Genomic DNA, 25,307 nt, shown 5'->3' with positions numbered 1-25,307 from the left:
CACCAGCACCGGGAACCCCGGGCGGACCCGGAGGCACACCAGGACCCGGCGGCGGCCCCGGCGGAACCGGCGGCCCCACCACAGCAGGACCGGCCAGCATCGTCGCGGCATGATCGAGACCGCCACCCGGCCCACCACCAGCACCGGGAACCCCGGGCGGACCCGGAGGCACACCAGGACCCGGCGGCGGCCCCGGCGGAACCGGCGGCCCCACCACAGCAGGACCGGCCAACATCGTCGCAGCGTGATCAAGCCCACCACCCGGCGCACCAGAAGCCCCCGGCAGCGCGGGAGGCGCAGGAGGCGCGGACGGCACATCGGCCGGCGCACCGGCCGCTGCCTCGGAAACCCCCGGCCGTGACACCCGCGCCCTGCTCGTCGGCGCGTCCGCGATGTCCGCGGCCCCGTCCCCCAAGGCCGGCGCTATGGCGGTCCGCGGCAGCCGGCTGCCCCCGGACATCAGCGTCGTCTTCGCCTCCGGAGCCACCCCCGAAGCGGGCGCCGAGGCGCCGTCCTCCAGGTCCGAGCCCGACAGCGGCGGCGCGAACACCGTCGCCGGCAGCGGCACGGACGGCTCGTCCGCGCCGGAGTTCACATCCGTGCCCGCCCAGGGCGTCGCCCCCGCCGGAACCCCGTCATTGGCGGTCGGCTCGTACGGCACCTCGCCCCCGCGCCGGGACGGCTCCGCGCCCGACGAAGCGGCCGGAGCATCCGGAACCACCACCGCACCGGACGAACCGGCCGGAACCCCGGAACCACCGGCCGCACCGGCCGCACCGGCCGCACCGGCACCACCGCCCCCCGAGGAGTCCGCCCCCACCGGGGCGATCCCCGCCCGGTCCGCCGCCTCCTGCAACCACTCCGGCGGACTCAGCATGAACGACGTCTGCTCCGAGTCGATCCGCGGCGACGGCACCGAAGCCTCCGCCACCGCCGTCGGCCCCGCCCCGTACTCCTCCTCGTACCGGCGGATCACCTCACCCACCGGCAACCCCGGCCACAACGTCACCTCACCGCTGTCCCGCGCGATGACCAGCCGCTGCCGCCCACCACCGGACACCGCAACCCCGGCCCGGTCCTCCGACCACACCACGAAGCCGAGCCCGAACTCCCGCACCCGCACCTCACGGTGCTGATACGCGGGCACATCCCCGTTGATCCACTCCTCGGCGCGCTCCTGCGCCTGCGCAAACGTCACCACCGCGCCGTCACCCCTCCACCGCGGCGGCACCCGCCACGGGAACCGAGCGCGCGAATCCGCCGTCCACCATCAGACCGGCCACCGTCTCCAACTCCGGCGGATTGCCCGCCAGCCGCTCCAGAAAGGCGTCGAAATCAGCACCGCACGGCAGCAACAGCCGCTCCACGCGCTCCTGCACGGACCAGCCGTCCCGGTCCCGTGCGTCGTCGTACGGAGAGAACCACACGGAGCCGATCCCCTCCCCCTTCACCTTCACCGCGAGCAACCCGCCCTGCGCGAAGGCCACGCACAGGTAGTCCTTCGTCAGATGGTCCCGCAGACACTTGTTCACGTACACCAGGTCGTTGACCGCCGCCTCCTCACGCACCGTGAAGAACGGCTGGTCCACCAACAGACCCAGCTCCACGTCCAGCCCCGCACCCGTCGGCGCACAACCCCCGGCCGCCTTCAGGAACGACCGGTACGCCTCCGGCAGCCGGTACCCGAGGTCCTCCTCAACACCCTGAACCTGCCGCTCCGACACCGAAACCACCGACTTCGGCAGCTCCAAGTGCGCCGGACGCACCTCCTGCAAGGGCCGCGTACCACGCTTGTCGTGATCCACCGGCGCCGTCGCCAGCCCCGCATGGTGCCGCAGCAACGCCTTCACCTCGACCGGTACGAGCTCCAGCCGGCGCGAGCCCGCCACGTGGTGCCACGTCCAGCCGTGCGGAGTCGCCACCGCACCCACCGTGTCCCACAACTCGTGACCCACCGCCCGCATCGCCGCGTTCGCGGACACGTAGTCCGTCAGCCGCAGCTCGTCCACCCCGAAACCCTCCGGCGGCTCCGCGATCTCCACCGCCGCCCGCGCGTACGGAGAGAAATCGGGATGCCCCGCACCACTCATCCGGACACCGTGCGGATGCCGGGCAGCCCGGACCGGGTCCGGAAAGTGCACGACCTGCCCCGAATAAGCGGCGTTGGGTGGCGGGGCCTGCTGCCCGAGCCGACCTGTCGTCATGGCGGTAGCCCCCTGCTGGATCTGGCTGGTTCACCACAGCCTATGTGCTCCGGCAAGAGCCGCATCCGCCTACCGGCCCCCCACCAGCCGCACAACCCGCAACATCCGAATTGATACGAAAATTCGACCCCGCTTCCACACCACACGGGACATTTGACAGGCTGTCCCCTCAGCACGGGGGCGTGCGCGACAGCGGCCACCACCGCCGCCACGGGAGGGAAGAGCGACCATGCAGCACACGGCAACACGCGCGGACCACGCCGAACCGGCAGCCACCGGCACCACCGGCGACCCCCGCCTGCGCTGGAGCACCACCGACGGCCACCCCGTCCCCGTACTCCGCTTCCGCCGCGACGGCATCCTCCCCACCATCGCCGCGGCCCTCTCCGTACGCGGCGAAACCCTCACCGGAACCGCCGGCAAAGCCGACCAGCCCCCCGCCCTGCACCCCCTGGTCCAGGACTACCTCGACACCCTCACCAGCAGCCAGCGCGAACGCTTCACCGGCCGCTGCCCCGAAGCCATACTCCTCTCCCGCCACATCACCACCACCGAAGCCGCCCGCAGCAAACGCGCCTCCCGCAAACCCCTCAGCGCGAGCGAAGCCCGCCGCTCCCTGAAACACGCCAAGATCACCGCCCGGCACATCCGCGAAGACGGCGACCCCCTCCACGGCACCTACGCACCCCCCTGCCGCTCCTGCCAGGCCCTCCTCGCCCACTTCGGCGTACGCCCCGTCGACCTCACCCACTCCGAGTAGCCGCCATGACCACCTCCGCGTCCTACGACCGCTCCTCAGCCACCCGCTTCCCCACCCCCATCGACACCGCCCTGCGCACCGCCGGCTGGGAACCCGGGCGCTGGGACATCAAGCAGGCCGAATACTGGGCCGACGCCCTGCGCGACCACACCACCCCCGCCGGGCACCGCCACACCGTCTTCCCGGCCGCCGTCGAAGCCTGGGCCGAATTCGGCGGCCTCACCGTCACCGCCCCCGGACCGGGCCGGCAGATAGCCCCCACCCCCGTCCACCTCGACCCCCTCACCGGGCTGCACCTCGCCCGCACCTTCGCCGACCTCGGCCGCGCCCTCTCCAGCGAACTCAGCCCCCTCGGCATCGACACCGACACCGGCTCCCACCTCGCCATCGACCGCGAAGGCCGGGTCTACGCCATCGACCACACCGGCGACTGGTACCTCGGCGCATCCCTCGACGAAGCCCTCACCCTCCTCCTCACCGGCCTCCAGCCCACCCGCCTCACCACCGGCTGACCCCTACCCGCGCACGCACGGCAGCACGGCCGACACCCGGAAACCACCCGAGTCCGTCGGCCCCGCCACGAACACCCCGCCCAGCCCCAGCACCCGCTCCCGCATCCCCACCAGACCGTTCCCCCCGCTCGGCAGACCGGCCCCGCCCGCCTCACCGTCACCCGGCCCGTTCTCCACCTGCATGGCCACCTCACCCTCCCGATGAGCCAGCCGCACCACCACCTCCGCACCCGGCGCATGCTTGTGGCAGTTGGTCAACGCCTCCTGCACCACCCGGTACGCCGTCTGCTCCACCTCCGCCGCGTACCCCGGCCGCTGCCCCCGCACGTCGAGCTCCACCACCATCCCCGCCGCCCGGGACTGCCCCACCAGCACCTCCAGCTCCGCCAGCGACGGCCCCTCCTCCACAGCCGGCACCAACACCGACGGCACCCGCTCCACCGGTCTCGGCACCTCCGCCCGCAACACCCCCAGCATTTCCCGCAGCTCCGTCAACGCCTGCCGGCCCATGTCCCCCACCAGCGCCGCGTTCCGCGCCGCCGTCACGGGATCCTTCGCCGCCACCGCCTGCACCGCCGCCGCGTGCACCACCATCAACGACACCCGGTGCGCCACCACGTCGTGCATCTCCCGCGCGATCCGCGTCCGCTCCTCCGTACGTGCCCACTCGGCCCGCTCCTCGGCCCGGTCCGCCAGCAGCGACAACTCGCGCTCCAGCGAATCCGCCCGCTCGTGCAGGCTCTCCATCAGCCGGCGCCGCGCGCCGACGTACATGCCGAGCAGCACCGGCGGCACGGTCAGCGCCACCGCCACGAAGACGGACAGCGAGATCACCAGGGTCGGCGTCACCCCCGTCTCGTCGTCGGTCCGCAGGTACATCACCACCAGCGTCGCGACGAGCGACATCGACGTCAGGATCGCCGTGACCCGCCGGGGCACCTCGCACGCGGCCAGCGTGTACAGCCCCACCACGCCCAGCAGGAACCCCATCACCGCCGGCGTCACCGCGATCGCCACCAGCACCACGGCCACCGGCCACCGGCGCCGCAGCACGAGCGTGGCCCCCACCACGAACCCGAACACCACCCCGAGCACCACCGGCACGCCGGCCTCGCGGGCGAACCCCACCCCTTCCCAAGCGCACTCCAGGGCGGACACCGCCCCGATCCCCACGTCCGCCACGACGTCCCGCCGCCGCTCCCACCACAAAGGCGGCCCAGCGCGGCCTTGCTCTTCCCCCGTACTGGTCATGCCGTCCAGCGTACGCAGCACCCCCACCACGCCCCGGCGGGATTTTCCGGTAAACCGCCAGTAATCGCACGTACGACTGAATGTCCCGCCCATCGAGACCTGAATCCCGTATTCCGGACGACATTGGCGACCTGACCGAATCCGACGTCGCCCCGGCGACGGCACCGGCGGCCTCCGCACGGGCGCCACCACCTACGAATCCCTCCGCGCGAAGGCCCGCGAACTCCGCCTCCAGGGCCTCACCTACGACCAGATCCAGATCGAGCCGGGCCGCTCGAAGAGCTCCGTCTCCCTCTGGGTCCGCGACCTCCCGAAGCCCGTCCGGAAGGTGCGCCCCGCCGGCCCCGACATGGTGCGGGCGCAACAGGGACGCAAAGAGGCCCACTTGCGCCGCCAGGCGGGATACGAAAAAAAACTTGCCTGGCGGCACAGGAGGAGGTCGGAGCCTCGCCGACAGGGAACCGTTCCTGCTGGGCGTCGGCCTCTACCGGGCCGAGGGGGCAATACCAAGCCCCACAGGCCGCAACCGCAGATCAGCTTCGTGAACAGCGACCGGGCATGATCAGGACGTTCCTGGCGTGGCTGCACCTTCTCGGCGTGCACGACGACCGCCTGCGGTTCACGCTGCAGATCCACGAATCCGCCGACGCAGCCATGGCGGAGCAATACTGGACCGACGTCGTCGGCCTCGACGCATCCCACTTCGGCAAGACCACGCTGAAGCGGCACAACCCCCTCACCAGCCGCAAGAACACGGGCGGCACGTACCGTGGCTGCCTCTCGGTGCGCGTTCTCGAGGGCTCCGATTTGTACCGTCGCATTGAGGGCGCCTGGTGCGGCATAGTAGATGCCGTCGACTTGACCATGAGGGCGTAATGTCCGGTTTAGTCGTAAATGTTCCCCTGTGGTGTAATTGGCAGCACTGAGGCTTTTGGTGCCTTATGTCCGGGTTCGAGTCCTGGCGGGGGAGCTTTACAAGTTCGGGTCCTGACCGCCGCGGTCGGGACCCGGCCTCGTTTCCGGGGGCCGGGCCACCGGTATCCTGCACGGGTCCACCCCCGAAGCCGAAGGGCACCCCCGTGAGCGCAACCCGCCCGGCAGCCGTCGTCGTACTCGCAGCGGGTGAAGGCACCCGCATGAAGTCGGCCACTCCCAAGGTTCTGCACGAGATCGGCGGGCGCTCGCTCGTCGGTCACGTAGTCGCCGCCGCGCGCGAGCTGGACCCCGCGCACCTCGTGGTCGTCGTCGGCCACGCCCGCGAGCAGGTCGCCGCGCACCTCGCCGAGATCGACGCGGGTGTCCGTACCGCCGTCCAGTACGAGCAGAACGGCACCGGGCACGCCGTCCGGATGGCCCTCGAAGAGCTCGGCGGCGAGATCACCGGGACCGTGGTGGTCGTCTGCGGCGACACCCCGCTGCTGACCGGCGAGACCCTCGCCGCCCTGGTCGCCACGCACGGGGCCGACGGCAACGCCGTCACCGTGCTGACCGCCGAGGTGCCGGACTCCACCGGCTACGGGCGGATCGTCCGCGACGCCGCGACCGGCGCCGTGACGGCCATCGTCGAACACAAGGACGCCACCGACGCCGAGCGGGCGATCCGCGAGATCAACTCCGGCGTCTTCGCCTTCGACGGGGCGCTGCTGAGCGAGGCGCTCGGCAAGGTGCGCACCGACAACAGCCAGGGCGAGGAGTACCTCACCGACGTCCTCGGCATCCTGCGCGAGTCCGGCCACCGGGTCGGTGCGGCCGTGGGCGCGGACCACCGGCAGATCCTCGGGATCAACAACCGGGTGCAGCTGGCGGAGGCGCGTGCGCTGCTGAACGCGCGGCTGCTGGAGCGGGCGATGCTGGCGGGCGTGACGGTGGTGGATCCGGCGAGCACGTTCGTGGACGTGTCGGTGACGTTCGGGCAGGACGCGCTGATCCACCCGGGTACGCAGCTGTTGGGCGGCACGCACGTCGGGGAGGGGGCCGAGGTCGGTCCGAACACCCGGCTGACGGACACCCGGGTCGGTGCCGGGGCGCGGGTCGACAACACGGTGGCGGACTCCGCGGTGATCGGGGAGTCGGCGAGCGTGGGTCCGTTCGCGTACCTGCGGCCGGGGACGGTGCTCGGCGCGAAGGCCAAGGCCGGTACGTACGTGGAGATGAAGAACGCGACGATCGGCGAGGGTACGAAGGTGCCGCACCTGTCGTACGTGGGGGACGCGACGATCGGCGAGTACACCAACATCGGTGCGGCGAGCGTGTTCGTGAACTACGACGGTGAGCACAAGCACCACACGACGATCGGTTCACACTGCAAGACGGGGTCGGACAACATGTTTGTGGCTCCCGTCACGGTCGGGGACGGCGCGTACACGGCGGCCGGGTCGGTGATCACGAAGGACGTGCCGGCCGGTGCGCTGGCCGTGGCCCGTGGCCAGCAGCGGAATATCGAGGGCTGGGTGGCCCGCAAGCGTCCGGGGAGCGCCGCTGCTGCGGCGGCGGAGTCGCCGGTCGGGGAGGACTCGGGGCCGCGTTGAGCGGTTGTCCGGGTGAACTGACCGGAAACAGGTGCGCCCGCGACGGCGTACCGTGATAGGTGCACGCAATTCGGCTGGCTCACCGTGTGCGGGACGGACGCACACGGGGGCGAGCAGCTTTCAACACGTCTGAGGAGACTGTGCTGTGACCGGGATCAAGACGACCGGCGAGAAGAAGCTGATGCTCTTCTCCGGCCGCGCCCACCCCGAGCTGGCCGAGGAGGTCGCGCACCAGCTGGGCGTCGCTCTGGTGCCGACGAAGGCTTTCGACTTCGCGAACGGTGAGATCTACGTTCGTTTCCAGGAGTCGGCTCGCGGTGCGGACTGCTTCCTGATCCAGAGCCACACGGCTCCGATCAATAAGTGGATCATGGAACAGCTGATCATGATCGACGCGTTGAAGCGTGCGTCGGCGCGTTCCATCACGGTGATCGTGCCGTCGTACGGGTACGCCCGGCAGGACAAGAAGCACAAGGGGCGCGAGCCGATCTCGGCGCGTCTGGTGGCCGATCTGCTGAAGACGGCCGGTGCGGACCGGATCCTGACGGTGGACCTGCACACGGACCAGATCCAGGGCTTCTTCGACGGTCCGGTGGACCACCTGTCGGCGCTGACGGTCCTCGCGGACTACGTGGGCGCGAAGGTGGACCGGTCGAAGCTGACGATCGTGTCCCCGGACGCGGGTCGGGTGCGGGTGGCGGACCGCTGGTGCGACCGGCTGGACGCGCCGCTGGCGATCGTGCACAAGCGTCGTGACAAGGACGTGGCGAACCAGGTGACCGTCCACGAGGTCGTGGGTGAGGTCAAGGGCCGGGTCTGTGTCCTGGTGGACGACATGATCGACACGGGTGGCACGATCTGCGCCGCGGCCGACGCGCTGTTCGCGCACGGTGCGGAGGACGTGATCGTGACGGCGACGCACGGCATCCTGTCGGGTCCGGCCGCTGACCGGCTGAAGAACTCGAAGGTCAGTGAGTTCGTGTTCACGAACACCCTGCCGGACCCGTCCGACCTGGAGCTGGACAAGATCACGGTGCTGTCGATCGCGCCGATGATCGCGCGTGCGGTGCGCGAGGTGTTCGAGGACGGTTCGGTCACGAGCCTGTTCGAAGAGCAGCAGTAGGAGCAGCGGCAAGAGCTGCGGTAGCGGCGGCGGCGGTCGCCGCCACTGATCCTTTTTGGGTACGGCCTCCGGCCGGGTAGACTCTTCGAGTTGCTCGGCGAGGGAGGCCGTACCTGTTTTTCGGGTGCGGATGCTCCGTTATCGACGCGCTCTTCGTAGCAGGCCGTTCCGGCCGGGTGACTGTCGTCCTTTTTCCGTCACCCCACGAGGAGTGAGCATGTCCGAGGTCAAGCTTTCCGCCGAGTCCCGCACCGACTTCGGCAAGGGCGCTGCCCGTCAGGCGCGTCGTGACGCCCTGACCCCCGCCGTCATCTACGGCCACGGCACCGACCCGAAGCACGTCAACGTCGACGCCCACGCCCTTCAGCTGGCGCTGCGTACCCCGAACGTCCTGATCTCCCTGGACATCAAGGACGGCGGCACCGAGCTGGTCATCCCGAAGGCCGTGCAGAAGCACCCGCTGAAGCGCTCGATCTCGCACGTCGACTTCCTGATCGTCAAGAAGGGCGAGAAGGTCACCGTCGACGTCGCGATCGTCACCGAGGGCGAGCTGGCCGCCGGTGGCAACATGCTGGAGACCCTCCAGAACACGGTCTCCGTCGAGGCCGAGGCCACGCACATCCCGACCGAGGTCACCGTCTCCATCGCGGGCCTGGAGGCCGGCGCCACCATTCACGCCTCCGACCTGGTCCTGCCGAAGGGCACCACGCTGGCCATCGACGGTGACGTCGCCGTCCTGCAGGTCGTCGCCCCGCAGGCCGAGGAGCCGGCCGCCGAGGCTGCCGAGGGCACCGAGGCCTGAGTCACGCCTCTCCCCCTCAGCATTCGCAGCACTTGCTGAACGACCGCCGTCCGGCTCCACTGGAGCGGGACGGCGGTCGTCTTCGTTAAGGAGCTTTTTGATGTCGGACGACGCGGCGCCCTGGCTGATCGTCGGTCTCGGGAATCCCGGGGCGGAGTACGCGGGCAACCGCCACAACATCGGGTTCATGGTGGTGGACCTGCTGGCGGAGCGGATGCGCGGGAAGTTCAAGGCGCACAAGGCGCGGGCGCAGGTGGTGGAGGGCCGGATGGGTCCTCCGGGTCCGGCGAACCGGCGGGTGGTGCTGGCCAAGCCGATGTCGTTCATGAACCTGTCGGGCGGCCCGGTGGCGGCGTTGCGGGACTTCTACAAGGTGCCGCTGGAGCGGATCGTCGCCGTGCACGACGAGCTGGACATCGACTATCCGACGCTGCGGTTGAAGCTGGGCGGCGGGGACAACGGGCACAACGGGCTGAAGTCGATGACGAAGGCCATGGGGCCGGACTACCACCGGGTGCGGTGCGGGATCGGGCGGCCGCCGGGCCGGATGCAGGTGGCGGACTTCGTGTTGAAGGACTTCTCGTCGGCGGAGCGCAAGGAGCTGGACTGGTTCGTGGACCGGTCGGCGGATGCGGTGGAGTGCCTGATCCAGGAGGGTCTGGAGCGGGCGCAGTCGGCGTACAACGCGTAGCGGGCGGTACGGAAAGGGGGTCCCCGGTCGGGGACCCCCTTTTGCGTTGGCCGTGGGCCGGTCAGCCGGTGTTGCGCAGGCCGGCGGCTACGCCGTTGACGGTGAGGAGGAGGGCGCGGGCGAGGAGCGGGTCGGCTTCTTCGCCGCGTTCGGCGGCGGCGCGCTGGCGGGCGAGGAGGGAGACCTGGAGGTAGGAGATGGGGTCGAGGTAGGCGTCGCGGACGGCGAAGGTCTGCTGGAGGACGGGGTGGGAGTCGAGGAGCTGCCGGCCGCCGGTGATGCGCAGGACTTCGCGGACCGTGAGTTCGTGTTCGGCTTCGATGCGGTCGAAGACGTGCTTGAGGTGGTCGGGCACGAGGGTGTCGACGTAGTGGCGGGCGATCCGCAGGTCCGTCTTGGCGAGGGTCATCTCGACGTTGGACAGGAAGTTGCGGAAGAAGTGCCAGCGTTCGCCCATCTCGGCGAGGGCGTCGTCCTGGCCGGCTTCGCGCAGGGCCTTGAGGCCGGAGCCGACGCCGTACCAGCCGGGGACGATCTGGCGGGACTGGGTCCAGCCGAAGACCCAGGGGATGGCGCGGAGGCCGTCGAGGCCGGCGCCGGAGTCGGGGCGGCGGGAGGGCCGGGAGCCGAGGTGGAGGTCGGCGAGCTGGTCGACGGGGGTGGCGGCGAAGAAGTAGGCGGGGAGGTCGGGGTCCTCGACGAGGGCGCGGTAGGCGGCGTGGGCGGCGTCGGAGACGGTGTCCATGGCCGCGTCCCAGCGGGCGAGGTCGTCGTGGGACTGGCGGGGGGCGGTGTGCAGGGCGGAAGCCTGGAGGGTCGCCGCGACGGTGAGTTCGAGGTTTTCGCGGGCGAGGGACGGGACGAGGTACTTGTCGGAGATGACCTCGCCCTGTTCGGTGACCTTGATCTCGCCTTCGAGGGTGCCCCAGGGCTGGGCGAGGATCGCGTCGTGGGAGGGGCCGCCGCCGCGGCCGACGGTGCCGCCGCGGCCGTGGAAGAGGCGCAGGCGGACGCCGTAGCGGTGGGCGACGTCGCGCAGGCGGCGCTGGGCGCGGTGGATCTCCCACTGGCTGGTGGTGATGCCGCCGAACTTGGAGGAGTCGGAGTAGCCGAGCATGACCTCCTGGACGTCGCCGCGCAGGGAGACGAGGCGGCGGTAGGAGGGGTCGGCGAGCATCGCGTCGAGGATGACGTCGGCGGCCTTGAGCTCGTCGGTGGTTTCCAGGAGCGGGACGATGCCGATCTTGGCCCAGCCGGCGTGCAGGTCGATGAGGCCGGCTTCGCGGGCGAGGACGGCGGCGGCGAAGACGTCGTCGGCGCCCTGGCACATCGAGATGATGTAGGACTCGATGACTTCGGGGCCGAACTTCTCGAAGGCGTCCTTGATGGCGAAGAAGACGCCGAGGGTCTTGGCGCCCGCCGCGTCGAGGGGCGCGGGGGTGGGGGCCAGGGGGCGCCGGGAGCGGAGCTCCTTGGCGAGCAGCTTGCCGCGGTAGTCGCGGGGCATGTCGGCGTAGCGCCAGGATTCCTCGCCGAGGCGGTCGAAGAGCTGGCCGAGGGCGTGGTGGTGGGCGTCGGCGTGTTCGCGGACGTCCATGGTGGCGAGCTGGAGGCCGAAGGCGGCGAGGGTGCGGATGGTGCGGTCCATGCGGCCGTCGGCGAAGAGGGCGGCGCGGTGGTCGCGCAGGGAGTTCTGGATGAGGGTGAGGTCGGCGAGGAGTTCTGCGGTGCCGAGGTAGTCGCGGCCGTCCTGGTGGGGGGTGCCGTGGGCCAGGCGTTCGCGGGTGTTGAGGAGCTTCTGGCGGACGCAGGTGGCCTTGAGGCGGTAGGGCTCCTCCGCGTTGAGCCGCTTGTAGCGGGGGCTGATCTCGGGCAGGCGTTCGAGGTCGGCCTGGAGGGAGCTGAGGAGTTCCTCGGTGGCCCCGGTGTAGCGGATGGAGTTGGACAGCAGGCCGCGCAGCTCGTCGATGGCGGCGAGGGCGTCCGTGATGCCGTGTTCGTGCTGGAGGATCAGGACGTCGCGGGTGACGTCGGGGGTGACGTTGGGGTTGCCGTCGCGGTCGCCGCCGATCCAGGTGCCGAAGGTGAGGGGGCGGGTGCCGGGGGGCAGCTCCACGCCGACGCGCTGGAGTTCCGCGGCGAGGTCTTCGAGTACGTCCCCGACGGCGCCGGCGTGCAGCTCGTCGAGGTAGTAGATGGCGTTGCGGGCTTCGTCGGCGGGTTCGGGACGGACGACGCGCAGTTCGTCGGTCTGCCACACGAGGTCGATGTTCTCGGCGAGCCGCAGGTCGTGGCGGCGGCGTTCGCCGGCGCCGGTGGCGGGTTCTTCGAGGAGGGCGGCGATGCGGCGCAGCTTGTTCAGGACGCTGCGGCGGGCGGCCTCGGTGGGGTGGGCGGTGAAGACGGGCCGGACGTTGAGGTTCTTGACCGTTTCGCGCAGGTGGGCGGGGTCGGCGTCCTTTAGCATGTCGGCGGTGCGGGCGAGGAGGCCGCCTTCGGCGGCCCGGTGGGCGCGCAGTTCCTTGCCGCGGTGTACCTGTTCGGTGACGTTGGCGAGGTGGAAGTAGGTGGAGAAGGCGCGGACGAGCTTGGCGGCGGTTTCCAGGTCGGTGTCGCCGAGGAGCCGGGCGGCGGCTTCGCCGTCCGTGCGGGTGAGGGCGCGGACGCGTTCGACGAGGTCGAGGAGGTCCTGGCCTTCCTGGCGTACGAGGGTCTCGCCGAGGAGGTCGCCGAGGCGGCGGATGTCGGCGCGCAGTTCCGCGTTGGCGGCGGCGGCCTGCGTGAGGGTGGCCTTGGTGGCCGGGGCCTGGGTGACGGGGGCCTGGGCGGCCTGGTCAGCACTGCTCACAGGTGCGGCTCCTTGCAGTGTTCGAGCGCTACTGGGCGGTGGGCTCCCGGGGCGGGCGCGGCGGGGCCGCTGCGCAGCTCGGGCTGCCCGTGCGGACCGCGCTGTCCGACGTGACCAGGATAGGTGTCCGGTGCTCGTGTGACGGCAGCGCGGGCGTCCTCTTGCCGCGGGCGCCGACTTTGCCATACTTACGTTGCCGTAGGTTACGGGACCGTAGGGTCCGTGATCACGTGCCCCCACGTCTCCTCACCCCCCAGGGGATCCACTGTGACCATCACCGACGACCTGACCGGGGGCGCATCGGCGCCGTCGGAATCTAGTGAGCCGTCCGCGACGCGCGGCGGCGAGAACAAGCGCTCTGTCGAGCAGATCGCGCTGCTGCTGTTCATCACCGTCCCGTTCGTGGCACTGCTCGGGGCCCTTCCGCTGGCCTGGGGCTGGGGGGTGAGCTGGCTGGACGTGGCCCTGATGGTGTTCATGTACTTCCTGGCGTGCCACGGGATCACGATCGGCTTCCACCGCTACTTCACGCACGGTTCGTTCAAGGCGAAGCGGCCGCTGCGGATCGCCCTGGCCGTGATGGGTTCGATGGCGGTGGAGGGGCCGCTGGTGAGGTGGGTGGCGGATCACCGCAAGCACCACAAGTACTCGGACCACGAGGGTGACCCGCATTCGCCGTGGCGGTTCGGTGAGACGGTTCCGGCGCTGATGAAGGGATTGTGGTGGGCGCACATCGGCTGGTTGTTCGATGAGGAGCAGACGAACCAGCAGAAGTACGCGCCGGACCTGATCAAGGATCCGGCGATCCGGCGGATCTCCCGGGACTTCGCGCTCTGGACGGTGGTGTCGCTCGCGATCCCGCCGCTCGTCGGGGGTCTGGTGACGATGTCGTGGTGGGGGGCCTTCACGGCGTTCTTCTGGGGTTCGCTGGTGCGGGTCGCGCTGCTGCACCACGTGACGTGGTCGATCAACTCGATCTGCCACGCGGTGGGCAAGCGTCCGTTCAAGTCGCGGGACCGGTCGGGGAACGTGTGGTGGCTGGCGGTGCTCTCGTGCGGCGAGTCCTGGCACAACCTGCACCACGCCGATCCGACGTCGGCGCGGCACGGTGTGCTGCGCGGCCAGGTCGACTCCAGCGCGCGGCTGATCCGCTGGTTCGAGCGGCTGGGGTGGGCCTCTGACGTGCGGTGGCCGTCGGATTCCCGGATCGATGCCCGGCGCAGGGAAATGTCTTCGAACGCGGCATGATGGGGGACGTGGCGATCGACGGCAGCAGTTCCAGCGGTGACAAGCCCCGGCGTGGCCGCCGGGTGCGGATGACGGGTGCGGAGCGGCGTCAGCAGCTGCTGGACATCGGCCGGGCGCTGTTCGCCGAGAAGGGCTTCGAGGGCACGTCGGTGGAGGAGATCGCGGCCAAGGCCGGGGTGTCGAAGCCGGTGGTGTACGAGCACTTCGGCGGCAAGGAGGGCCTGTACGCGGTGGTCGTGGACCGCGAGATGCGCCAGCTGCTGGACGGCGTGACGGGTGCCCTGACGGCCGGGCACCCGCGGGAGCTGCTGGAGCAGGCGGCTTTCGCGCTGCTGGACTACATCGAGAGTTATACGGACGGCTTCCGGATCCTGGTGCGGGATTCGCCGGTGGCGCAGTCGACGGGTACGTTCGCGTCGCTGATCAGTGACATCGCCACTCAGGTGGAGGACATCCTGGGCCTGGAGTTCAAGGCCCGGGGTTTCGATCCGAAGCTGGCGCCGCTGTACGCGCAGGCGCTGGTCGGGATGGTGGCGCTGACGGGCCAGTGGTGGCTGGAGACGCGCCGCCCGAAGAAGGCGGAGGTGGCGGCGCACCTGGTGAACCTGGCCTGGCACGGCCTGGAGAACCTGGAGGCCCGCCCCCGCCTGGTGGGCCACCGCAAGAGCTGACTCCCGCGCGAGCGCGCACGGCGCCCCGTCACCGGAATTCCGGTGGCGGGGCGCCGGTGCGTCGTCAGGGGGTGGGTTCGAGGAATTCGAGGCGGTTGCCGACGGAGTCGTGGGAGTAGAACCGCTTGTGTCCGGGCAGGTCGGCGTCCCAGTGGACGTCGGCCCCGTGCTCGGCGAGCCGGCGGGCGTAGGCCTCGATCCCGGTGACGCGCAGGCCCGGGTGGGCTTTGCGGGCGGGCCGGAAGTCCTCTTCGATCCCGACGTGGAGCTGTACGGGTCCGGCGGCGAACCAGCAGCCGCCGCGGGCGGCGAGGGCGGGCGGTTTGGGCAGCTCGGTCATGCCTAGGGTGTCGGTGTAGTAGCCGCGCAGGAGGTGTTCCGAGCCCGGTGGGGCGGCGAGTTGGATGTGGTCGAGTGCGGTGAGCACCTCAGGCCTCCTTGCGGGCGACGGCGAAGATGCGGCGGAAGGGGAAGACCGTGCCGCGGGGGCCGGGCGGGTAGGCGCCGCGCAGGGCTTCGCGGTATTCGGCGAGGAAGGCGTCGACGGCCTCCTTGTCGTCGCCGAGTTCGGTCAGGACGGGGCGCAGGGCGGTGCCCTTGACCCATTCGAGTACGGGGTCGGGGCCGGCCAGCAGCTGGTGGTAGGTGGTTTCCCAGACGTCGACCGCGCAGCCGAGTTCGGTGAACCGGGCGAGGTATTCGGCGGGTTCGAGGATGTGGACGTATCGCGCGCCGTGCCCGGCGAGGCGGTCGCGCCAGCGGGGGGTGTCGCAGAGGTCGGCGAGCATCCGGTGGCTCGGCGCGGTGAAGTTGCCGGGGATCTGGAAGGCGAAGGTGCCGCCGGGCCGTAGTGCGGTGATCCAGGCGGCGAAGGAGCCGGGGTGGTTGGGCACCCACTGGAGGGCGGCGTTGGAGACGATCAGGTCGTAGGACTCCTCCGGGTGCCAGTCGGCGAGGTCGGCCGGTGCGAAGTCGAGGTGTCCGCCGCCGGGGGTGGGCCCGGCGTGGTCCTGGGACGCGCGGCGGAGCATCTCCGGGGAGAGGTCGAAGCCGGTGATCCGGGCTTCGGGCCAGCGGTCGGCGAGCAGCGCGGTGACGTTGCCGGGGCCGCAGCCGAGGTCGGCGATGCGGGCGGGGGAGGTGGGGAGCTCCGGTATCCGGGTCAGCAGGTCGAGAAAGGGGCGGGTGCGGTGCCCGGCGTGCCGGAGGTATTGCTGGGGGTCCCAGACCGGCGCCACGGGAGCGGTGGCGACGGGCGTCGGGGCCGCGGCGGTATCGGAATGCATATGCGAAGCCTCCCTGCTGGTGGGGCGGTTGGAAGCGGAAGCCGTCCGGCCCCCTCCATTCCCATCCTGGCCGAATATATATCTTGACATCAAGATACACGAGATCGAGATATCCAGCACCCAAGATCCTCGAATTGAAGAGACTTCACGTCGACAGACCCCTTACACTGATCGGCATGGAGGACGAGGTCGACCGACTGGTCGCGGCATGGCGGCGAGAGCGCCCTGACCTCGACGTTGAACCGCTCGAGGTGCTGAGCCGGGTGAGCCGGCTCGCCCGCCACCTCGACCGCGCCCGCAGGCTGGCCTTCTCCGAGCACGGCCTGGAGCCCTGGGAGTTCGACGTCCTCACCTCGCTGCGCCGCGCCGGCGCCCCGTACCAGCTCTCCCCCGGCCAGCTGCTGACCCAGACCCTGGTCACCTCCGGCACCATGACCAACCGCATCGACCGGCTCGCCAAGAAAGGCCTGGTGGAGCGGCTTCCCGACCCCAGCGACCGGCGCGGCGTGCTGGTCCGGCTGACCGCCGAGGGCCGCGACCGCGCCGACCAGTCCCTCGCCGGACTGCTGGCGCAAGAACGCGCCATCCTCGCCCAGCTCTCCCAGGGCCAGCGCGGTGACCTCGCCGCGCTGCTACGCAGGCTGACCGCTCCGTTCGACAACATCCCCGGCTAGCTCCGCCGGCCGGACCCCGGCCCGCCGGGCCAGCGCCACCGCCGCGAGCGTGGAGTGCACCCCGAGCTTGCCCAGGACGTTCTGCATGTGGGTGCGCACCGTGTGCGGGGACAGGAACAGCCGCGCGGCCACGTCCTTGCGGCCCAGCCCGGCCACCATGCAGCGCAGCACCTCGTGCTCGCGCGGCGTCAGCGACTCCACCAGCCGTTCGCTGTCCGTGCGGTGCTTGCGGGCCGCGGTGAGCTCCCGCAGCACCCCGGTCAGCAGGGCGGGCGGCAGGTGCGTCTCCTCCCGCAGGACCCCGCGGATGACGGCCAGCAGCCGCGAGAGCGAGCAGTCCTTGGCGACCCAGCCGGAAGCCCCCGCCTGGAGCGCGAGCGCGGCCCGGCGGGGGTCGTCACGTTCGGCGAGGACCACCGTGCGCACCCCGGGATGGCCCGTGCGCACGCTCGCGACCAGCGCGATCCCGTCCGCACCGGGCGGCCCGGCCGGTGGCCCGGAGCCGGCTGCGCGCTGGACGGGCACGGTCCCCGCGGCGGCGCCCAGGTCGGCGTCCACGAGCATGACGTCGAAGCGGCGGCCCTCGGCCGCCGCGCGTTCGAGACAGCGCACGGCGGCGGGAGCACTGCCGGCCGCGGACACGTCCACGTCCGGCTCGGCCGCGAGCGCGGCCGCGAGAGATTCGGCGAAGATGCGGTGATCGTCGACGACGAGAACCCGGATACGAACCACGAAAACCCCCACGGGTCGGGGAACGGACGACGGCGGGTACGGTGCCCGGACCGGGTGCTGATCCGCAGCAGCCGCGGCCGCCGCCGAGACATCTCTGCACTACCCCGGAGCGGACGCCGTACCCGGCGTATCTCGACCCCTGAATCAACACCGGCCCCCACCGGTGTCACGCATCAGCGTAGAGCGGGTGGGGTCCGGCGGTTGGCCGAATAGCAGAAGTTTTTCGAGCGATTTTCCGGCACCCGGGCCCCGAACAGCCGTCTGCGTGGCTTGATTTCATCTGCGCGGTGGCAGCCGGACGGTTCGGGGCCCGGGGCGTGCCACGCGCAGTTGCACGGGGCGCGGTTCACCCGGCGTACGCACGCCGGGCGCCCGCGCAGAGCGCCCGCGCACGGCGCACGGCCAGAAGACACGCGCCCCCGCCACCGGCCGGCGTCGGCGCGGGCCCGGGTGCCCTGGCCGGACGGGAGTACCCGGGCCGGACGGGAGCGCCCCGGCCGGTCAGGAATGTGCGGGCCGGACAGCAGGGTGCGGGCCGGACAGCAGGGTGCGGCCGGTCAGGAGTGGTTGCGGCGCGCGAAGTTCCAGGCGTCGGTCACGATGCCGGTGAGGTCGGAGCGGGTGGGGGTCCAGCCGAGGCGCTCGTGCGCCGTGCGGGCGGAGGCGACCAGGACCGCCGGGTCGCCCGCGCGGCGCGGGGCGACGATCTCGGGGATCTCCCGCCCGGTGACCTTGCGGACGGTCTCGATGACCTCGCGGACCGAGAATCCGTTGCCGTTGCCGAGGTTGCAGATCAGGTGCTCGCCGTGGGCGGCGACGCGCAGCGCCGACAGGTGGGCCTGCGCGAGGTCCGCGACGTGGATGTAGTCGCGGACGCAGGTGCCGTCGGGCGTCGGGTAGTCGTCCCCGAACACCGAGATGGACTCGCGCTGCCCGAGTGCGACCTGGAGGACCAGCGGGATCAGGTGCGTCTCGGGGTCGTGCCGCTCGCCGAACTCCCCGTAGGCGCCCGCGACGTTGAAGTAGCGCAGCGAAACGGCGGCCAGGCCGTGCGCCACGCACTCCCCCGCGATCATGTGGTCGACGGCCAGCTTGGAGGCGCCGTAGGGGTTGGTCGGCGCGGTCACCGACGTCTCCGTCAGCAGGCCCTCGGTGGGCTCGCCGTAGGTGGCGGCGGTGGAGGAGAAGACGAGCTTGCGCACGCCCGCGCCGCGCATCGCGGTCAGCAGGGCGAGGGTGCCGCCGACGTTGTTGTCCCAGTACTTGCCGGGGTTCACGACGGACTCGCCGACCTGCGAGGAGGCCGCGAAGTGCAGTACGGCGTCGTAGGAGGGGTCCAGGTACTCGGCGGCGTCCTGGATCCGCCCGTTGATCAGGGTGGCGCCCGCGGGGGCGCCCTCCCGGAAGCCGGTGGACAGGTCGTCGAGGACGGTGACCTCGTGGCCGGCTTCCAGGAGATGGGCGGCGACGACGCTGCCCACATATCCGGCGCCGCCCGTGACCAGGTACTTGCTCACTTGCTGCTGCCTCTCGCGTGGGAACGCACGCGCGACCGCGTGCTGGGTTCCGGCTTACCGGATCGCCCGCCTCCGGGGAAATCCGCCCGGGACATCCTGCCGCAATCCCCCGGAACGCGGACCGCCGCACCGCCTCCCCGGCACCGGGCCCGCTCAGTCCCGGGCGGCCGGCGGCCAGCCGGGCGGCGCCGCCCGGTCCAGCAGGCCGGTACGGGCGGCCAGCGCGGCCGCCTCCAGCCGCGAGCCCACGCCCAGCTTCATCAGGACCCGCTGCACGTGCGTGCGGGCGGTACTGGGCGCGATGGCCATGCCGGCCGCGATGAGCCGGGTGTCCTCGCCCTCCGCGACCCGGACCAGTACCTCCACCTCGCGCGGGGTGAGCAGCCGCAGCAGCCGGCTCCCCTCGTCATCGGGCTGGGCGGCGGGGTTCAGCAGCTCCGCGAAGGCGCCCTGCAGCAGCTGCGGGGAGATGGCGGCCTCCCCCGCCCGGGCCTTGGCCAGGGCCCGCTCCACGCCCTCTATGCGCTCGTCGTGGCGTACGTACCCGCAGGCGCCCGCGGCGAAGGCGGCGGCGATCCCCCGCGGGTTCGGCACCGGGCCGAGGACCACGACGGCGATCTGCGGGCGCTCGCGCCTGATCCGGACGACGGGTTCGAAGACGGCCGGCTCGGCCGGGGTGGCGGTACCGAAGAGACACACCTCGGGGGCGCGGCTGATGACCAGTTCAGCCGCGCCGGCGGCCGGCGCGGCGGCGGCGAGGACCCGGTGGCCGCGCAGTTTGAGGGCCGAGGCGAGCGCCTCGGCCAGCAGGCGGTGCTCGTCGACCACCATGACCCGTACGCCCATGAGGGCACCCTCCCCGTTCCTCCTGACCCGGCAAGCTACACGCTTGTTCGACGGGGCGTGCCGGTTACCGCGCGAAAGCCCCCGGAAGCGTTGAGTCGTCCGGGGGCCGGTGCGCGGCGGTGCGGCCGGTCAGTTGGCGATGAAGGACACGAACAGGTGTTCCGGTTCGCTGGCGCTGGAGTACGGCTTGCGCACCATCGTGCGGGCGATGAAGAGGTGCCCGTTGTGGTAGCGGAACTCCGAGTGGTCGACCACGAACTGCGTCTCGGCGCTGTGGACGGCCTTGTCCGACGGGTTCTGCATCAGGACGGTCTGCTTCATCGTCTTGCCGTCGATGCTGACGATCTGGCCGCCGCCGTCGTACGGGGGCTCCTTGTAGGCGATGATGTTCGACCCGTCCATGCGCAGCGGGAACATCGTGTACCGCTCGCCGGCGTCCGCGCGGTCGGTGGTGCCCTTGCCGGTCTCCAGGTCGAAGGAGACCAGCTCGTTGGTGCGGCCGACGCTGGAGGCGGAGCCCTGGTGCTCGTAAGTGGGCAGGTAGACCTTGCCGTTGCCGACGACCATGCCGGAGCACTGCTCGACCTCGGTGGCGGGGCAGTCGGGGGCGTAGCTGCCGCTGGAGAGCCCGATGCGGGACTTGAGCTGGCCCGCGTCGTCGACGACGAAGAGGTCGCTGACGTTGGTGGCGTTCTTGGCGGTGTTGCCGACGTTGGCGGCGACGATGAGCGGCTTGGTGGAGATGATGCCGGCCCACTCGATGCCGGGGGCGAGCTTGTACGAGGCCTTCGGCGCGCCCGTGGCGGGGTCGAGGGTCTGCGCGGTCAGGGTCACGTTGGGCTCGCGGCCGCACTTGCGGAGCACGGCGAGGGCCTCGCCGCCCGCGTAGCCGAGGTCGTAGCAGCCCTCGCCGTCGACCTTGGGCGTCCACAGCGACTTGCCGTCGGCGAGGTTCCAGGCGGCGCCGCCGCGCAGGCCGCCGGCGGCGACGGTCTGGCCGCTGAGGGTGACTTCGGTGAAGGCGACGGGCTTGTCGCCGTTGGTCTGTGACTTGGCGGTGCCGGACCACAGGAGCTTGCCGGCGTCGAGGTCGATGACGCCGACCTGGGTGCACTGGGGGTACTTGTTGCTGTCACTGGCCATGCCCTCTTGGAAGAGGATGGCCGTCTTGTTGCCGCTGACGTGCTTGGTCGCGGCGCAGATCTGGGCGGGGAGCGGGATCTCCCACTTCTTTCCGCCGTCGACGAGGTTGTACCCGACGACCTTGGCCACGTCGGACTTGACGTAGGTGGTGTCGGTGAGCCAGGAGCCGTCGACGGAGACGACGTCATCGGGCGCCGGGCTGGGGACGTTGACCAGGGTGCGGGACTTGGTGTTGGCCGGGACCTTCTCCGTGCCGCCCGGGGCCGCGGTGCCCTTGCCGTTGTCGGGGGAGCCGCTCTGGCCGCCGTTGGCGGTGGGCTGCGTGCCGCCGCCGCTGCCGTGGTCGGAGACGTACCAGAAGCCGCCGCCGATGATGAGGACGATGGCCAGCAGCGCGGCGCCGACGATCATCAGCTGGGTGCGCTTGTCGCCGCCGCCCGCGCCGCCGCCCTGGCCCGCGGCCTGCTGCGGGCCGGCGGGGTAGCCGGGCTGCTGCTGGGGGTACCCGTAGCCGGCCGGTGCCTGCGGGGGGTAGCCGTACGAGGGCTGCCCGGACGGGGCGGCGGACTGCTGCGGAACCGTCGGCGGGACCGGCGGTACGGGCGGGACCGGCGGGGGCGCGCCGTACCCGCCCGGCGGCGGCTGGTGGGGCGGCGGGGGCGCGCCGTAGCCGCCGGAGGGCGGCTGGTTCGGCGGGGGCGGGGTGCTGGGCGTGCTCATGGGGGGATCTATTGCCTCTCGGTGGGCGGCGCGGTGGACTCGTTCACTTGCCGAATGCCATCAGGAGCTTCTCGTCCTTGCCGTCGGCCTGCAGACGGGTGACGGACAGGAAGAACCGGCCGTCCACGTAGTCGAGCTCCGGGGAGTAGAACGCGCTCTCGACCTTCGAGGCGGCTCCCGAAGGGTTGTGCAGCAGCACGGTGGGGTTGCCACCGGCGGCCGGGACCGCGACGATCTCGCCGCCCTGGTCGGAGGAGAGGCTCTTGCGGTAGGCGACGAGCCGCCCCTGCTCGGCCACGAGCGGGGAGATGAGGGCGTTGTTCCCGGAGGGGGTGCGCCACTTCGCCTTGCCGGTGCCCAGGTCGAAGGCGACGATCTCGTTGGACTTGCCGCCCGTCGCGGTCGCGGTCGCCAGGTAGAGGGTGTCGTCGGCGACGGCGGAGGTGCCGCAGCCCTGCCGCCCTTCGTCGCCGCCGGGGCACGTGGGGAAGGAGCCTTCGGCGGACATGCTGGCGCGCTTCTGCCCGTCGGGGCCGAGGGAGATGACGGCCCGTTGCTTGGTGTCACGGTTGCCGACGTCGAGGACGACGGGGTCGACGGAGTAGACGCTGTTGACGGTGAAGCCCTTGGCCAGCCGGTAGGTCCAGCCCTTCTTGCCGCTGGCCGGGTCGATGCCCTGGACCTCGACGGTGCGGTCGGCGTCCTCGCAGGTGGCCAGGCCGATCATCTTGGCGTTGCCGCCGATGTAGGCGTGCGGCTTGCAGCCCTCGGGGACGTTGCCGGTGAAGAGCTTGTCCCCGGTGCTGATCTTGTAGGCGGTGCTGGAGATGAGGCGGTTGACGGCGACCGTGTCGCCCACGATGCTCGGGTAGGCGCTGACGGCGGTGTCGAAGAGGTTCTGCTGCTCGACGGTCTTCGTCCAGCCCTCCTTGCCCGCCTTGAGGTCGATCAGCTTCACCTGGTTGCAGTCGGCGCCGTCGCCGTCCCCCTCCTTGAGCAGGATGGCCGTCTTGCCGTCGCCGGTGGTCTGGTCGGTGGTCCCGCAGATGTCGGCGGGCAGGTCGAGCTTCCACTTCTGCTTGCCGTCGGTGACCTGGTAGCCGATGAGGGACTTGCCGACCGCCTTGACGACCGTGTCGCCGACGGCCCACTGGCCCTGCGCGGGAATGCCCGCGCCCGGCCCGTCGATCTTCGCGCTCTTGTACCAGAGGACCTTGTCCTCGCCGGGCTTGCGGCCCGCGTTGAAGTCTTCCTGATCGCCCGCGCCGTTGCCGCTGCCGTCGCCCGTGTCGACGGAGGGCGAGCCGGAGGGCTTGCCGTCGGAGTCGGAGGAGGTGGGGCCCGCGACGGGATGCCCGGGGGAGCCGCCGCCGTCGCGGCCGAAGGCGAAGTACGCGCCGGCGCCGAGGACGATGGTGGCGGCCGCGACGGCGGCGATGGTGACGACCAGCTTCTGCCGGCCCTTCCCGCCGGGGGCGCCGGGCGGGTGCGGCGGAACGCCGGGGGCGCCGGGCGGGTGCGGCGGAACGCCGGGGGCCGTCGGGGGCTGCGGCGGGAGCCCGTAGCCGGGCTGCGGGAACTGTGCGTGTCCCGGCTGGGGCTGCGGGGCCGTCACGGGCTGCTGGGCGTACGGGTTCTGGCCCGGCGGAGGTACGTACGCGGGCTGCGGCGGGCCGGGCAGGTGGCCGTAACCGGAAGGCGGTGGCGGCTGGTTCGGCGGCGGCTGGGGCGGCTCGGTCATCAGCGCATACCTTCGGCGTGGGACGGTCGTGACGGGAGGATGACCTTTCTATCACTGCCGCCGAACATGCATCGGGCCGGTCCACGCCCTGTTCCCAAGGGAGGACCGGCCCGTGACGCGGCCGTTATCCGGCCGCCGGGCGGCCGGGCGCGGTGCTGATCAGGCCTCTTCGGCCAGCTCCAACCAGCGCATTTCCAAGTCGTCCCGTTCTGCGATGAGTTCGCGCAGCTCGGCGTCGAGCTTGGCGACCTTGTCGTAGTCGGTGGAGTTCTCGGCGATCTGGGCGTGCAGGTTCGACTCGCGGTCCGACATCTTGTTGAGCTGCCGCTCGATCTTCTGGAGTTCCTTCTTCGCGGCGCGCGCGTCACCCGAGGAGGACGACTTGACGGCCGCGGGCGCGGGCGCCGGGGCGGCGGCCTCGATCATCGCGCGGCGGCGCTCCAGGTACTCGTCCAGGCCGCGCGGCAGCACCCGCAGGGTCGCGTCACCGAGCAGCGCCATCACGGTGTCCGTGGTGCGCTCGATGAAGAACCGGTCGTGGGAGATGACGATCATCGAACCGGGCCAGCCGTCGAGGAGGTCCTCCAACTGGGTCAGGGTCTCGATGTCCAGGTCGTTGGTCGGCTCGTCGAGGAAGAGGACGTTGGGCTCGTCCATCAGCAGCCGCAGGATCTGCAGTCGCCGCCGCTCACCGCCGGAGAGGTCGCCGACCGGCGTCCACTGCTTCTCCTTGGTGAACCCGAACTGCTCGCAGAGCTGGCCGGCGGTCATCTCGCGGCCCTTGCCGAGGTCGACGCGGTCACGGACGCGCTGGACGGCCTCCAGGACGCGCAGCGACGGGTCGAGCTCGCCCACCTCCTGGGAGAGGTAGGCCAGTTTGACGGTCTTGCCGACGGTGACGCTGCCGCCCGCGGGCTGCTCCTCGCCCTGGGTGCGGGCGGCCGCGGCGAGGGCGCGCAGCAGGGAGGTCTTGCCGGCGCCGTTGACGCCGACGAGCCCGACGCGGTCGCCGGGGCCGAGGTGCCAGGTGAGGTGCTTGAGGAGGATCTTGGGGCCGGCCTGGACGGTGACGTCTTCCAGGTCGAAGACCGTCTTGCCGAGGCGGGCGTTGGCGAAGCGCATCAGCTCGGACGTGTCGCGCGGCGGGGGCACGTCGGCGATGAGCTCGTTGGCGGCCTCGATGCGGTAGCGCGGCTTGGAGGTGCGGGCCGGGGCGCCGCGGCGCAGCCAGGCGAGCTCCTTGCGCATGAGGTTCTGTCGCTTGGACTCCTCGGTGGCGGCGATCCGTTCGCGTTCGGCGCGGGCGAAGACGTAGTCGCTGTACCCGCCCTCGTACTCGTGGACTGCGCCGCGCTGGACGTCCCACATGCGGGTGCAGACCTGGTCGAGGAACCAGCGGTCGTGGGTGACGCAGACGAGTGCGGAGCGGCGTTCCTGGAGGTGCTTGGCCAGCCAGGAGATGCCTTCGACGTCGAGGTGGTTCGTGGGCTCGTCGAGGACGAGCAGGTCCTGCTCGGCGATGAGGAGCTTGGCCAGGGCGATGCGGCGGCGCTCGCCGCCGGAGAGCGGGCCGATGACGGTGTCGAGGCCCTGCCCGAAGCCGGGCAGGTCGAGGCCGCCGAAGAGACCGGTCAGTACGTCGCGGATCTTGGCGTCGCCGGCCCACTCGTGGTCGGCCATGTCGCCGATGATCTCGTGGCGGACGGTGGCCTGCGGGTCGAGGGAGTCGTGCTGGGTGAGGACGCCCATGCGCAGCCCGCCGGACTGGGTGACCCGGCCGGTGTCGGGTTCCTCCAGCTTGGCGAGCATCCGGATGAGGGTGGTCTTGCCGTCGCCGTTGCGGCCGACGACACCGATGCGGTCTCCCTCGGACACGCCGAGGGAGATGCCGTCGAGCAGGGTACGGGTGCCGTACACCTTGCTGACTGCCTCGACATTGACCAGATTGACGGCCATCAGACGCGCTCCAGGTGGGGGTCCCCCCGGCCGGTGTCCGGGAGAGGGTGTGGA

The 25,307-nt window shown here is 71.3% G+C and carries 21 protein-coding genes, 1 tRNA gene and 1 pseudogene; 11 read left to right on the top strand and 12 right to left on the bottom strand.

What is annotated here, in order from left to right:
- Both ACZ4M3_RS25645 and ACZ4M3_RS25640 read right to left on the bottom strand, forming a co-directional pair.
- Positions 1–1,201, bottom strand: a pseudogene (locus ACZ4M3_RS25645) (SUKH-4 family immunity protein); the annotation flags it as partial.
- Positions 1,202–1,208: 7 nt separating this feature from the next.
- Positions 1,209–2,204 carry an SMI1/KNR4 family protein gene (locus ACZ4M3_RS25640; RefSeq protein ID WP_467736367.1) on the bottom strand — a complete coding sequence of 332 codons (996 nt, stop codon included), beginning with the start codon at positions 2,202–2,204 and terminating at the stop codon, positions 1,209–1,211.
- Positions 2,205–2,433: 229 nt separating this feature from the next.
- Here ACZ4M3_RS25640 and ACZ4M3_RS25635 point away from each other — a divergent pair, with 229 nt between their 5' ends.
- Together ACZ4M3_RS25635 and ACZ4M3_RS25630 are read left to right on the top strand one after the other, a co-directional pair.
- The gene (locus ACZ4M3_RS25635) at positions 2,434–2,964 is read left to right on the top strand and encodes a YwqJ-related putative deaminase (protein ID WP_467736365.1); all 531 of its coding nucleotides are present in this window, start codon (positions 2,434–2,436) and stop codon (positions 2,962–2,964) included.
- Between the two features lie 5 nt (positions 2,965–2,969).
- Entirely contained in the window at positions 2,970–3,476 is a 507-nt protein-coding gene (locus ACZ4M3_RS25630; RefSeq protein ID WP_467736363.1) for an SUKH-3 domain-containing protein, read from the top strand.
- Between the two features lie 3 nt (positions 3,477–3,479).
- Here the strand turns inward: ACZ4M3_RS25630 and ACZ4M3_RS25625 are convergent, their stop codons facing one another.
- Entirely contained in the window at positions 3,480–4,727 is a 1,248-nt protein-coding gene (locus tag ACZ4M3_RS25625; RefSeq protein WP_467736361.1) for a sensor histidine kinase, read from the bottom strand.
- Between the two features lie 558 nt (positions 4,728–5,285).
- On the opposite strand from ACZ4M3_RS25625, the gene ACZ4M3_RS25620 reads away from it, so the two are divergent.
- The 6 genes from ACZ4M3_RS25620 (at position 5,286) to pth (ending at position 9,871) form a co-directional block, all read left to right on the top strand.
- On the top strand, positions 5,286–5,603 hold the full coding sequence (locus tag ACZ4M3_RS25620) for a hypothetical protein (RefSeq protein WP_467736359.1): 318 nt from the start codon (positions 5,286–5,288) through the stop codon (positions 5,601–5,603).
- Positions 5,604–5,625: 22 nt separating this feature from the next.
- A tRNA-Gln gene (locus tag ACZ4M3_RS25615) sits at positions 5,626–5,697 on the top strand.
- A gap of 109 nt (positions 5,698–5,806) precedes the next feature.
- Positions 5,807–7,255 carry a bifunctional UDP-N-acetylglucosamine diphosphorylase/glucosamine-1-phosphate N-acetyltransferase GlmU gene (glmU, locus tag ACZ4M3_RS25610; protein WP_467736357.1) on the top strand — a complete coding sequence of 483 codons (1,449 nt, stop codon included), beginning with the start codon at positions 5,807–5,809 and terminating at the stop codon, positions 7,253–7,255.
- Positions 7,256–7,400: 145 nt separating this feature from the next.
- Positions 7,401–8,378, top strand: coding sequence for a ribose-phosphate diphosphokinase (locus ACZ4M3_RS25605; RefSeq protein ID WP_136213578.1), 978 nt, complete (start codon positions 7,401–7,403; stop codon positions 8,376–8,378).
- A gap of 217 nt (positions 8,379–8,595) precedes the next feature.
- Positions 8,596–9,180 carry a 50S ribosomal protein L25/general stress protein Ctc gene (locus ACZ4M3_RS25600; RefSeq protein WP_467736354.1) on the top strand — a complete coding sequence of 195 codons (585 nt, stop codon included), beginning with the start codon at positions 8,596–8,598 and terminating at the stop codon, positions 9,178–9,180.
- A 100-nt stretch (positions 9,181–9,280) separates the two neighbouring features.
- The gene (gene pth, locus ACZ4M3_RS25595; protein ID WP_467736352.1) at positions 9,281–9,871 is read left to right on the top strand and encodes an aminoacyl-tRNA hydrolase; all 591 of its coding nucleotides are present in this window, start codon (positions 9,281–9,283) and stop codon (positions 9,869–9,871) included.
- A 61-nt stretch (positions 9,872–9,932) separates the two neighbouring features.
- Here pth and ppc read toward each other — a convergent pair whose 3' ends face one another.
- Entirely contained in the window at positions 9,933–12,626 is a 2,694-nt protein-coding gene (gene ppc, locus ACZ4M3_RS25590; protein ID WP_467736554.1) for a phosphoenolpyruvate carboxylase, read from the bottom strand.
- 360 nt (positions 12,627–12,986) lie between these two features.
- Between ppc and ACZ4M3_RS25585 the strand changes: the two genes are divergently transcribed.
- Both ACZ4M3_RS25585 and ACZ4M3_RS25580 read left to right on the top strand, forming a co-directional pair.
- The gene (locus tag ACZ4M3_RS25585; RefSeq protein ID WP_467736350.1) at positions 12,987–13,967 is read left to right on the top strand and encodes an acyl-CoA desaturase; all 981 of its coding nucleotides are present in this window, start codon (positions 12,987–12,989) and stop codon (positions 13,965–13,967) included.
- Positions 13,964–14,638, top strand: coding sequence for a TetR family transcriptional regulator (locus ACZ4M3_RS25580; protein WP_453352394.1), 675 nt, complete (start codon positions 13,964–13,966; stop codon positions 14,636–14,638). Before ACZ4M3_RS25585 ends, ACZ4M3_RS25580 begins: the two co-directional genes overlap by 4 nt.
- Before the next feature lie 64 nt (positions 14,639–14,702).
- Here ACZ4M3_RS25580 and ACZ4M3_RS25575 read toward each other — a convergent pair whose 3' ends face one another.
- On the bottom strand, positions 14,703–15,065 hold the full coding sequence (locus ACZ4M3_RS25575) for a VOC family protein (protein ID WP_467736347.1): 363 nt from the start codon (positions 15,063–15,065) through the stop codon (positions 14,703–14,705).
- A 1-nt stretch (position 15,066) separates the two neighbouring features.
- Positions 15,067–15,924 (bottom strand): trans-aconitate 2-methyltransferase, encoded by an 858-nt coding sequence (locus tag ACZ4M3_RS25570; protein WP_467736345.1) that lies wholly within the window; start codon positions 15,922–15,924, stop codon positions 15,067–15,069.
- 176 nt (positions 15,925–16,100) lie between these two features.
- Between ACZ4M3_RS25570 and ACZ4M3_RS25565 the strand changes: the two genes are divergently transcribed.
- The gene (locus ACZ4M3_RS25565; RefSeq protein WP_467736343.1) at positions 16,101–16,598 is read left to right on the top strand and encodes a MarR family winged helix-turn-helix transcriptional regulator; all 498 of its coding nucleotides are present in this window, start codon (positions 16,101–16,103) and stop codon (positions 16,596–16,598) included.
- On the opposite strand, the gene ACZ4M3_RS25560 is transcribed toward ACZ4M3_RS25565, so the two are convergent.
- The 6 genes from ACZ4M3_RS25560 to ACZ4M3_RS25535 form a co-directional block, all read right to left on the bottom strand.
- The gene (locus ACZ4M3_RS25560; RefSeq protein WP_467736341.1) at positions 16,557–17,330 is read right to left on the bottom strand and encodes a LuxR C-terminal-related transcriptional regulator; all 774 of its coding nucleotides are present in this window, start codon (positions 17,328–17,330) and stop codon (positions 16,557–16,559) included. The genes ACZ4M3_RS25565 and ACZ4M3_RS25560 overlap by 42 nt on opposite strands.
- Before the next feature lie 557 nt (positions 17,331–17,887).
- Positions 17,888–18,847: a UDP-glucose 4-epimerase GalE gene (galE, locus tag ACZ4M3_RS25555; protein ID WP_467736339.1), complete on the bottom strand. Its 960-nt coding sequence runs from the start codon at positions 18,845–18,847 to the stop codon at positions 17,888–17,890.
- 153 nt (positions 18,848–19,000) lie between these two features.
- Positions 19,001–19,693: a response regulator transcription factor gene (locus ACZ4M3_RS25550; RefSeq protein ID WP_467736337.1), complete on the bottom strand. Its 693-nt coding sequence runs from the start codon at positions 19,691–19,693 to the stop codon at positions 19,001–19,003.
- 129 nt (positions 19,694–19,822) lie between these two features.
- Positions 19,823–21,556, bottom strand: coding sequence for an outer membrane protein assembly factor BamB family protein (locus tag ACZ4M3_RS25545; RefSeq protein WP_467736335.1), 1,734 nt, complete (start codon positions 21,554–21,556; stop codon positions 19,823–19,825).
- A 43-nt stretch (positions 21,557–21,599) separates the two neighbouring features.
- Positions 21,600–23,297 (bottom strand): outer membrane protein assembly factor BamB family protein, encoded by a 1,698-nt coding sequence (locus ACZ4M3_RS25540; protein ID WP_467736333.1) that lies wholly within the window; start codon positions 23,295–23,297, stop codon positions 21,600–21,602.
- Positions 23,298–23,456: 159 nt separating this feature from the next.
- Positions 23,457–25,253 carry an ABC-F family ATP-binding cassette domain-containing protein gene (locus tag ACZ4M3_RS25535; protein ID WP_467736331.1) on the bottom strand — a complete coding sequence of 599 codons (1,797 nt, stop codon included), beginning with the start codon at positions 25,251–25,253 and terminating at the stop codon, positions 23,457–23,459.
- Positions 25,254–25,307: the final 54 nt, after the last annotated feature.

The sequence above is a fragment of the Streptomyces sp. NPDC026522 genome, from assembly GCF_055567555.1.
The sequence above is the reverse complement of the archived record's forward strand: the minus strand, read 5'-3'. Positions and strand labels throughout refer to the sequence as shown.